Source organism: Enhydrobacter aerosaccus, from assembly GCF_900167455.1.
Lineage (GTDB): Bacteria > Pseudomonadota > Alphaproteobacteria > Reyranellales > Reyranellaceae > Reyranella > Reyranella aerosaccus.
In genome coordinates this window covers 17,982-28,339 of record NZ_FUWJ01000022.1, presented here as the reverse complement: position 1 = coordinate 28,339, position 10,358 = coordinate 17,982, and the positions used below count along the sequence as shown (strand labels likewise).

The window sequence follows — 10,358 nt, the reverse complement described above, 5'->3', positions numbered from 1 at the left end:
GCGGCGAAGCCGCCGAGATTGTAGGTCACCGCGCCCATGCCGGTGCCGGCTCCGACCGAGCCGACGCCGCCGACACCGCCGCCCCAGGCGCCCCACTTCGCCGGGGTCGTGGTATCGCAGGCGCTCTCGACGTCGCAGGCCTCCGCCAGCGCCACGCGACTGCCGCCACCGCCGGCCACGTTGCCACTGGTCCGACTGCCGCCGCCGGCCTGGGACAGGAAGCTGTTCATGAACATCTGCGCCGCCTGCGTCATCGAGGTCGAGAAGGCGGCGTAGTTCTGACCGCTCAGCGCGTTCAGCACCGCCGACATCTGACCCGTGCTCAGGGACGAGAATGCCGACATCACGCTGGCATAGTCACCCGTCGCCGTCTGGGCACTGGCATTGAGCGCGTTCGCCACCGCCATCTGTGTCGCCGTCTGCGCCGCCTTCTGGAAGCCGCCGATCTGCAGGGTCACATAGGCATCGTTGGCGTCGTAGCTGAGGCTCGGCAGGAGGAACGGCAGGCTGCTGGTGACGGATGAATAGGTTCCGCTCAGGCCGCCATTGGCCCGGAGGATCCTGTAGGTCGTGCTGAGCGCATACGAGCCCGGCGCAGCAGCGACAGACACCGTTCCGCCCTGGAGGCTGGCCGTGCCTGTGACCACGGCGTTGCCGACCTGACCACTGCTGTTGACGGACGCATATTGGGTGCTGCCCTGCGTCTGAGCGAGATCGCCGTTCACGGTCATGGTGCCGTAGGGATTGCCCGGCGCAAACGTGCCGTAGTTCACGACATCGCCGGTGATCTGGCCGCTGCCGGTCAGGGTGCCGCCGGCGGCCGTCGTCACGGTGCTGGCGATCGACCCGTTCACCGCCAGGGTGCCGCCGGTCACGTTGGTCATTCCGGTATAGGTATTGTTCCCCGTCAGGCCGAGAAAGCCGCCGGCCACGGTCAGGTCGCCACTGCCGCCGATCACACCCGAGAAGATGCCACTGCCGTTGGTGATCGCGAGGGTCCGGCTGCCCAGGTTGACCGCGCCGTTGCCGGCCAGAGACGTCAGGGAAACCGTGCTCGAGGCACCGGAGATGTCGAAGGTGCCGTTGTTCGTCAGGCCGCTGGAGCTGGCGATGCTTCCGGCGCCGGTGAGGGCGAGCGTCGAGCCGGCATTCACCATCGTCGCGCCGGTGTAGCTGTTCGCCGCCGCCATCACGACCTGGCCCGAGCCGCTGACGAGCAGGCCGCCGGTCCCGGAGATGCCCTGGTTGACCGTGAGCGTGTTGCCGTTGGTGAGGATGGCGCCGCCACCAGCCCCGAGCGTGATCGCACGGGCGGTTGCGAAGCTTCCCTCCAGCAGCAAGTACCCGTTGTTGAGCGTCAGTCCGCCCGAGGCGTCGCCCAGGCCCGAATCGGCCTGGATGCCGAGCGTGGCGCCGCCGGTCACAGTCGTGCCGCCGAGATAGGTGTTCACGCCCTGGAGGATCACCGTGCCGCTGCCGATCGTGAGTCCGCCGGAGCCGCTGACGACCGCCGAGATCGTCCCGGTTCCGGCCTCCAGAAGCGTGGTCGGACCGAAGAGATAGGTCGGGTAGGTGGAGCTGAAGTTGTCCGCCAGGTCCACGGTGCCGATCAGGGCCACCATGGGAGTCACGGAGGCATAGGTTGGATCGACCGATGCGTAGCCGACGAAACCGCTGGCGGGATCGTAGAGATAGTCGAAGCCCAGATAGAACAGGCGCCCGGTATTGACGAACGTCGTCGAGCTCGGCGGATTGATGGCAATCCATGCCGGCGAGAGCGGGCTGCCCGGATCGGTCAGGGAGTACATCGCGAGCTGGGGCGTGGTCTGACCAGGCAGATAGATCATGACCGTCGCGCTCGACGGCAGGCAGGCGCCCCCTGGCGGCGTAGGACAAGGGGTTTGTCCAACGTATTTCGGCGGCGTCAGGTAAGAATAGCCGATCCCGCTGTCCGGCAGGATTGTGCCGCTGCCTGCTACGCCGTTCACGACAACGGTCGCCGGGGCCTGCTGCCAGACCGTTCCGGCCTGGCTGCTCGGGCTCGGGCTGGTATCCGGCATCAGCTTCACGAAGGCATAGTTCTGCGTATTGGTGCTGTTCAAACCCAGCGTTATGCCCGTGCTGCTGATGATGTAGCCCTGCTGCAGGTTGGTCACCGCCGTGCCGTTGATCGCGGTGACGTTGATGAACGGATTGGTATTGATCAGCGTGCCCGGGGTGAGTGCCGTAACCGTGCTGACGCCGCGATTGAAGCCCACGCCCATGTAGGCAACGGTGCCCGGCGCGCAGCCCTGCGGACAGGCGGCAGAGGTGATGCTCGTCACCTGCAGGACCGTGACTTTCGACGTCACCGTGTTGGCGCCCGAGCCGATGGTGACGGTGGTCTGATAGAGATTGCCGTTGTAGGTGATCTTGCTGCTGGTCAGCGTTTCGGTCCCGGGACCCAGATAGGTATCACCGGCCGTCGGCACGAAGGCCGATGAGAGGATGCCGTTCGATCCGGTATCCATCGGGATGGAACCCAGGTTTGTGTTTCCCACTTTGACGTTCAGCGTCGCGTCCTGGTTCGCGCTCATCGCGGTATTGAAGTTGAGCGTCGTGGACTGGCCCAAGCTGCTGTAGAAATTCCAGCTCTGCGCCAGCGCCGGATCTGTCGCCAAAGCGACGATCAGGACAGCGATCAGGGCCAGCACGCCCGATGTTCTGCTTCCCATACTAATCTTCCTCGTTACGCAGCACGGTCATGCTGACGCCTGCGGTGAAGGCGCCGGTGAAGTCCTGGACGGAATTCGTTTCGGTCGAGCGTCGCGCGGGTGTACTGGCGCGCAGGATCGTCGCCGCTCCCGACCGCCACGAACGGTAGGCAGAAACTGCTGCTGGCAGTGCCGCAGAGATCCGGCCGAGCCTCTGGGCACGAGCCGGCGCGCCCACGGCAAGCAATGCCGTGGCGCTCGCCCCAAGACCGAGCGCTCGACGCCCCCGCGTCATTCCATGCCTCTCCCCCGCAACCATCCCATTGCCGGATGAATTGCTTCTCTCGCCTTCATTCTGCCCTAGTTGCTGGCCGGTTGCAGGTTTCTGGTACCCATATCGGGTCACGCGAAGCGGAGTGCCTGCAACGGCCGGATGGCTGCCCGTTGCTGCCGTGGTACGGTCCGCGCGTCGCATCGATCGAGGCGTTGCGCTTGCCCCATCATCAAGTCGTCACGAAGCAGAGCCCTCACGTCAGATTCGCTGCGGCGAGTCGGGCCTTCATCGCGAAGATCGACGGCAGCGAAACCCTTAGGGATCGAGCCAGAGCTAACGATGAACGTCATGCCTGAGCGCGGCATGAACACAGCGGATAAGCAGCTGGTCAAGACGATTGGGAAAGCGCGTCGGCGCGAGCCTGCGTCACCATCGCTCCAGGGGGTTGATTAGGTCTGTGAAGGGGCTTGGCGACCGGCTGGTATGGGAGATCGCAGTCTAGCAATCATCATCAATCACGCCGAGAAGCTGACGCTGCTCGGACGTCAATTGACCATGGCCTTTAATCGCCCCCTGGCAACGGGCTTTCACCGCGGACAGCAGTTGTCCTTTGTTCTTGTCTGGTTTCGCCACGGCCGCGTCCCACTCATCGGCCGGCATGACGCGCACATCGGTTGTATCAACATATGAATCGGCCTTGTATAGGCCGTGGCACTCAAAGTTCGCGATGGTAACCGCCATCTCTCGCGCCTTACGGGCCCGCGGAGGCTCCGAGTTGATGAAAAAAACTTCCCGCCTCTCGGCGTTTAGGACAATGCAGTGCTTTTCGTGCGGGATTCGCGGGATTTGCGTGTAGATCGAGACTACATCCCACGTCTTCGGAAGCATACTAGGCGCGATCGAACGCTGCTCGCTCCTTGATCTGCTCTACGAAGGCACTCCGATCATCAAACGAGTCGGGAATTAGCTTCTCATAGTCCATCGGAGCATTATTGGAACCAGTCTCATACGCATCGGCCCACGCACGCTCGTTGTGCGTGATATTGCGCAACTCGGTGAACGACTTGTTTCCGTACTTCTTGAGGGAATCAAGAAGGTACTTCACTTCGTCCTTGGATAGGGATTGCCAGCGGTGATTGTCGGCGGTTGCGTGAGCATACACTTCGCGCTTCTTGCCATTCAGTGTGATGCTTATCCGGCTGGCGAGCTTCTCGTTCACCTCATCCGGCAGACCGGCGTCGTCCTTTAGCATGTCGTAAATGACAGATGGCACGGGCCCATGATCCATCGCGACATAGTGGTCGCCACTGATGGGGCGGCCCCAGTCGAGCAGATGTTCTTTGTCCGCAAAGAAAAAAACTTTGCCGATATAGTATTGGGTGATGCCCGGCTTGTGCTCCGCAAGCAGTGCAATGCCGTCAATGCACTTGTCGTAGTTCACCTTGAAACGAAGCATACGCGGGCCCTCATAGAACTGGCCGTCTGGCATCGTTTCTCCTCCCCCACTGACGGCCGTCGAACCGAAGTAATGCCTGAACAAGGCAAATGGTTGACTCGCCCGCTGAGAAAGATTATAAACGCGCCATCACGACAATTAGTTGCGAATTCCCGGCGCCTGAAGCAACAAAACGCCGACCCGTTCGGGTGCATTTGCTAGCTGATACCGCTGAACTCCGCTGACTCATCGAGGAAAGTAAGCTCGAGACGGGCCGGCGATGCCTCGCAAGGCGCTTTCGCGCCGAGCCAATCATCCCATCAACAACCCCCTCTCCACCGCCTTCATCCGCAGCCGGTGACAGGCCGACTTCGACAGTGACAGCAGCGCCGCCGCCTCGCGCACGGAGGCGCCGGACTGGAATAGCGGCACGGCGCGATCGAAGTCGGTGGCGGCGAGCGGTCCCCATTGGAAGCGCGCGAGGCCGTTGCCGTCGGTGACGAGGCGCGCCTCGAACGGATGCACCGCCTCGCCATGCAGGCCGCGCGCCTTCTCGAAATGCAGCTCGAAGCGCGCGCCCTGGTCGGGCGTGTAGTCGGCCGGCCGGCGCAGCGCCAATACGAGGTCGAGCACATCCTCGCGCCGGCTGGTGCCGCGCTGCGTGCCGTCCTTGCCGGCGTGATGGACCAGCAGCACCGCCATGCCACGCCGGCGCAGGCCGAGCAGCCAGGATTGCAACGCGTTCCAGGCATCGGGATCGCCGCTGCGGATGCCGACCAGGCTGGAGAGATTGTCCAGCACCAGGAGTTCGGGCGGCGTGGCGCCCCAGCAGCGCTCGAAGCCGCGCTGGCCGTCCGGCTTGGCGAGATCGAGCAGGCCGGCCGGGCTGAGCGAGGCCATCATGAAATCGAGGCCGGGCGGCGCCGAGCCCAGCAGGTGCAGGCGCTGGTTCATGTCGGCGGCCGGCATCTCGCTGTCGACATAGAGCACGCGATGCGGCCGCGTGGCCTGCCACTTGAGGAAGCTGCCGCCCGCGGCGGCGGCCCAGGCGAGGCCAAGCGCGACGAAGGTCTTTCCCAATCCGCGCGGGCCGTAGAGCATGGCCAGCCCCTCGCGCGCGAGGATCGGCTCGACGATCGCCTCACGCGGCGGCAGCTCGGCGGTCATGAGCTGCTGGGCGTTGTAGATCGGCGGCAGCAAGGGATGGGGCGGCGGGAATTCGGGCTGCATGGCGTCGGTTCTCCTCGACCCGGTTGTGCCATGAGCCGGCACGAATCGACGATTCCGGTCGCTATCCCCCCGTCGTGACTCTCGCGCGCCAGCGATCGGCGGAGCGCGATGATCGCGGGACAGCGGGGACGCGCGGGACAGCCGGGACAGGACGGGACACGGGGGACGGCGGGACGACAGCGGGGAAATGCCGATGCCATCGGCATCGAAGCTGTCCCCGCCGGCGGGGACGGCGCGCTGGGACGCGGGTCAGGGCGCCGGCAGGATCGCCTCGGGGTCGGCCGGCTCGGCGTAGAGGCGCACCACGTCGGCGGCGCGGCGCTCGAGCACGCGGCGGGTGTTGAGCGAGCGCTTGTCGGTCACCTCGCCTTCGGCGCTCGAGGGCGGCTCGGCGAGCGGCAGCAGGCGTTCGATGCGCATGCTCGAGCCGCCGGCGTGGCTATTGAAGGCGGCGAGCTTCACGGCCAGGGCGGCGCGCCAGTCGGCGACCGCGAGCGTCGCCGGATCGAGCCAGACCAGCGCGCCCAGCCATGGACGGTCGGGGCCGACGATCACCAGCTCGCGCACATAGGGCTGCAGCGCGTCGAGGAGTTGGGCGCGCAAGGTGGTGGCGCGCACCCAGGTGCCGGAGGCGAGCTTGAACTCCTCGGCGACGCGGCCGGCGAACAGGATGCCCGCCTCGGGCCGCTCGGGATCGACCCAGCGCGCGGCATCGCCGGTGCGGAAGAAGCCCTCCTCGTCGAACGCCTGGGCGGTGGCCTCGGGATTGCGGTGATAGGCCGGCATCACGTTGGGGCCCTTCACGCGCAGTTCGTAGCGATCGCCCGCGGGCACCAGCTTCGCCTGCAGGCCGGGCTGCGGCAGGCCGAGCAGGCCGGCGCGATCGACGTTCCAGTAGACCATGAAGCCGGTGCTGGTGGTCTCGGTCATGCCCCAGCCGGCGCCGAACGGCAGGCGCTCGCCGAGCTCCGCCGTCGCGGTTGCCTGCAAGCGGTCGAAGCTCTCCTGCGGCAGCAGCGCGCCGCCATAGCCCAGCCCACGCATGTTCTTGAAGAAGGCGCGGCGCAGGTCGGCGTCGCGTTCCAGCGCTTCCAGCAGCAGCGGATAGGCGGCCGGCACCGAGCCGAACGAGGATGGCGACAGCTCGCGCAGGTTCTCGATCGTCTCGTCGAAGCGGCCGCGGATCGGCCGGCCGCCATCGATGTAGAGCGAGCCCGCGACGCGCACGACGGCGTTGAGGTTTGAGTTGCCGCCCCAGGTGTGATGCCAGGGCAGCCAGTCGAGGGTGACGGAGACGCGTGACTCGTCGAGCGGCTCGCCGACGGCGCGGATCATCTCGATCGCCGCGGCGAGATTGCCGTGCGTGTTGAGCACGCCCTTGGGCAGGCCGGTCGAGCCCGAGGTGAACAGGATCTTGGCCGGCGTGTCGGGCGTGAGGTGCAGGCGCCGCTCCGCCACCGCAGCGTCGATCGAGGTGTTGGCGAGGGCGGCGAAGGCGAGGCCGCGCTGGCCGTCGACGGTGATCAGGCGGGCGCCACGCCTGGCGGCTCGGTCGAGGGCGGGACCATAGGCGGCCGCGTCCTGGGCGAACACCAGCGCCGGCTCGACCAGGTCCATCGCGTGATCGAAGCGGCTGAAGTCGCCGCTGCGCGCGCCGGTCACGGAATAGTTGGGCGACAGCGGCGCCACCACGACACCGGCGCGCTGGGCACCGAACAGCAGCAGCGCGTTCTCGAGGCTGTTGTCGGACAGGATGGCGATCGGCGGACCATCGGGGCCGAAGCCCTGCGCGATCAGCCACGAGGCGATCGCGCCAGTCTTCGCCCAGGCCTCGGCGTAGGTGATGCGCTGCCACTGGCGCTGCGGCCCGCGACGCTCGGCCAGGAAGGTCACCTGCGGGCGCCGCTCGGCGGCGGCCTGCAGGCGGTCGATGATCAGCGGATAGGACGGCGGCAGGTCGCGGCCGGCCGACAGAACGAGCACGCCGTCAGCGCGACGCTCGACCTCGACCCTGGGTGCAGGCCGATTGAGCCGCCGCATGGGCGCGACGCTGCGCCGATCGCTCACGGCGCCAGCAGCCGTTGCTTCAGCGCCTCGGCGATGAGCGCATTGGCATAGGCGGAGGGATGACCGTCGTGCGGGATCACGAGTTTCGAGAGCTCCTTGTTCCAGGTCGGCTTCTCCGCCGACATCAGCGACAGACCGCGGTCGCGCAGCCCGGTCAGGATCTTCACCAGGGCCGGCTGGGTGCGACCCGGTTCGTCGCGGCCAGGCGGCGCGTCCTCGTCCGGCCAGTTGTAGAGCACCAGCAGCGGCACCCCCAGCCTGTCGCGTGCCAGCTCCTGCAGGCGCAGCAGCAGCGCCGAGAACAGGGCGACCTGGCGGTCCTGGCGCTGACGCATGCCGATGGCGGCGATGAAGGGAAAGTGCTGGCCGGCCAGATAATGCAGGCCGTCGAGCGGATCGCTCCAGCGATGCTCCGTGAAGGTGCCGGTGAAGCGCGGCACGCCGTCGTCGATCGCATAGCGCGGCGAGGAGCCGAGCCAGGACTCGTCGCCCGTCACCCGCGAGAGGTCGGCCGGGATGATCCAGGTCACCACGGCCTTCAGGTTGCGGTCCTTGAGATGATCGAAGCGGCCGGTCTCGAACGCGCGTACGAGATGGTTGGGACCATAGCCCGGCGCCGAGAAGTTGGCCGTTCTCACCTTGAAGTCGACGGCCTTGGCGAATTGCGCCGGCAGCGTCTCGTCGTCGGCGAGGCCCTGACCGAACATGTAGGAGTCGCCGACGAACAGGTAGGTGTCGGCGCCGGCCGGAGCCGGCGGCGTCAGGCGCATGCCTTCGCCGTCGATGGTATAGGTGACGCGAAACACCGGAGCGCCGTCGAAGAAGGCGCCGGCCTGGACCTTGTCACCCGGCCGCGGCCGATAGCCGAGCTCCGGATCGGCCATCAGCCAGTCCCAGGGATCGAAGGTCTTCACCAGCCCCATCCCGTGCGCGGTGGGAGCCAGGAGCCCGGCAAAGACATCGAGCAAGCTGACGGCCAGGGCGACGGCGGCGACCAGCAGCGAGCCGTTGCGCCAGCCATTGCCGCGCAGCAGAACCACGCCGGCCAGACCCAGCAGCACTGCCAGCCCGGATACCCATCCTGTCGTCGGCAAGGTCGCCGTGCCGATCGCCAGCACGGCGACCAGCCCGGCTGCGATCCAGAGATTTCGCCCGCTTCCGGCCATGGGGTAGGGTTCGCGTGTACGAGTTCGGGAGGAAAACATCAATGGGCGGGCCCCTACCGCTGGAAGGACTTCGGGTACTCGACCTTGCCAGCTTCGTCGCCGGCCCGGTCGCCACCACCGTGATGGGCGACTATGGCGCCGACGTGATCAAGATCGAGCCGCCCGGCGACGGCGACCCGCAGCGCAAGCTCGGCCAGGCCCATTCGATTCCGCAGCATCCGGTCAATTTCTGCTGGCACCTCGTCAACCGCAACAAGCGGGCGATGGTGCTCGACCTCAAGCACCCCGACGGCCACGCCGTGTTCGACCGGCTGGCGGCCACGGCCGACGTGATGGTGGTGAACTTCCCGCTCAAGGTGCGCGAGCGCCTGCGCATGCGGTACGCCGACGTGGCCGCGCTCAACCCGCGTCTGATCTATGCGTCGATGACCGGCTACGGCGAACAGGGCCCTGATGCCGAGCAGCCCGGCTTCGATTCGACCGCCTTCTTCGCCCGCTCCGGGCTCCTCGATGCGCTCACCCATGCCGGCGGTCCGCCGGCCTTCTCCCTGCCGGCGCAGGGCGACCAGATGGCCGGCATGAACCTGTTCGCCGCCATCAGCATGGCGCTGCTGCATCGCGAGCGCACCGGCGAGGGCAGCGAGGTGTCCTCGTCGCTGCATGCGGGCGGCCTGTGGTCCAATGCGCTACTGGCGCAGGGCGCGTTGCTCGGCGCCTTCGTGGCGCCGCGGCCGCCGCGCACCGCCCCTCGCAGCGCCCTCGCCAATCAGTACCGGACCGCGGACGGGCGCTGGATCCAGCTCACCATCGTGCGCGAGGACAAGCTGTGGCCGGAACTTTGCACCGCCATGGAGCGGCCCGACCTGCTTGAGGACCCGCGCTTCCAGACCACCGAGTCGCGGCGCGCCCATGCGACGGAGCTGGCGGCGATCCTCGACCCGATCTTCGCCAGCCAGCCGTGGCCCGAGTGGCGCACGCGCCTGCGCCGGCACGAGATCACCTTCGGCCTGCTCGGTGTCTTGCGCGACGTGCCCGAGGATGCGCAGGCCGTGGCCAACGGGGCGATCGTCGACAGCGCCGTGCCGGAGATGCCGCGCACCATCTCCGCCCCCATCCGCCTGTCCTTCGCCCCCTCCCCGTCCGTTCCCGGCCGCGGGCCGAATCAGGGCGAGCACACCGACGAGATCCTGGCCGAGCTGGGCTACACGGAGGACGAGATCGGCCGGCTGCGCCAGCAAGGGGCATTGGGGTGATCGACGCGCGCGCTTCAGCGCCCCTGCATTTACGCAGACAGGTCCATCCAACCAAGTGGACGACGGAGTGCGGGCCTGTACACTGACCGCCAGCGTCGGGGGATGGGGATGAAGCAGGCGGCGAAGGGCGGCAGGCACAGACGATTCGCGTCGCCGCACCACCGTCGGGCCCCGGCAAGCGCGGTGCATCGCCACCCCGTCTCGTTCCCGGCTGTCAGGACCGGCGACGCCGCAAGATCC

8 protein-coding genes are annotated in these 10,358 nt (G+C 67.1%); 1 reads left to right on the top strand and 7 read right to left on the bottom strand.

The window, feature by feature from the left end; translation table 11 throughout:
- The 7 genes from B5D62_RS32440 to B5D62_RS32415 form a co-directional block, all read right to left on the bottom strand.
- A partial coding sequence (locus tag B5D62_RS32440; protein WP_085938248.1) for a beta strand repeat-containing protein occupies positions 1-2,714 on the bottom strand: 2,714 nt, incomplete at its 3' end.
- A gap of 1 nt (position 2,715) precedes the next feature.
- Complete coding sequence (locus tag B5D62_RS33185) at positions 2,716-2,988, bottom strand: hypothetical protein (protein WP_139374218.1); 273 nt, start codon at positions 2,986-2,988, stop codon at positions 2,716-2,718.
- Between the two features lie 477 nt (positions 2,989-3,465).
- Entirely contained in the window at positions 3,466-3,708 is a 243-nt protein-coding gene (locus B5D62_RS33180; RefSeq protein ID WP_139374217.1) for a hypothetical protein, read from the bottom strand.
- A 148-nt stretch (positions 3,709-3,856) separates the two neighbouring features.
- The gene (locus B5D62_RS32430) at positions 3,857-4,456 is read right to left on the bottom strand and encodes a Panacea domain-containing protein (protein WP_085938246.1); all 600 of its coding nucleotides are present in this window, start codon (positions 4,454-4,456) and stop codon (positions 3,857-3,859) included.
- 258 nt (positions 4,457-4,714) lie between these two features.
- Positions 4,715-5,632 carry an AAA family ATPase gene (locus B5D62_RS32425; protein WP_139374216.1) on the bottom strand — a complete coding sequence of 306 codons (918 nt, stop codon included), beginning with the start codon at positions 5,630-5,632 and terminating at the stop codon, positions 4,715-4,717.
- Positions 5,633-5,881: 249 nt separating this feature from the next.
- Positions 5,882-7,699 (bottom strand): AMP-binding protein, encoded by a 1,818-nt coding sequence (locus B5D62_RS32420; RefSeq protein WP_085938245.1) that lies wholly within the window; start codon positions 7,697-7,699, stop codon positions 5,882-5,884.
- Positions 7,696-8,865, bottom strand: coding sequence for a hypothetical protein (locus B5D62_RS32415; RefSeq protein WP_085938244.1), 1,170 nt, complete (start codon positions 8,863-8,865; stop codon positions 7,696-7,698). Before B5D62_RS32415 ends, B5D62_RS32420 begins: the two co-directional genes overlap by 4 nt.
- A 41-nt stretch (positions 8,866-8,906) precedes the next feature.
- On the opposite strand from B5D62_RS32415, the gene B5D62_RS32410 reads away from it, so the two are divergent.
- A complete protein-coding gene (locus B5D62_RS32410; protein WP_085938243.1) occupies positions 8,907-10,118 on the top strand; it encodes a CaiB/BaiF CoA transferase family protein in 1,212 nt (403 codons plus the stop codon).
- Positions 10,119-10,358: the final 240 nt, after the last annotated feature.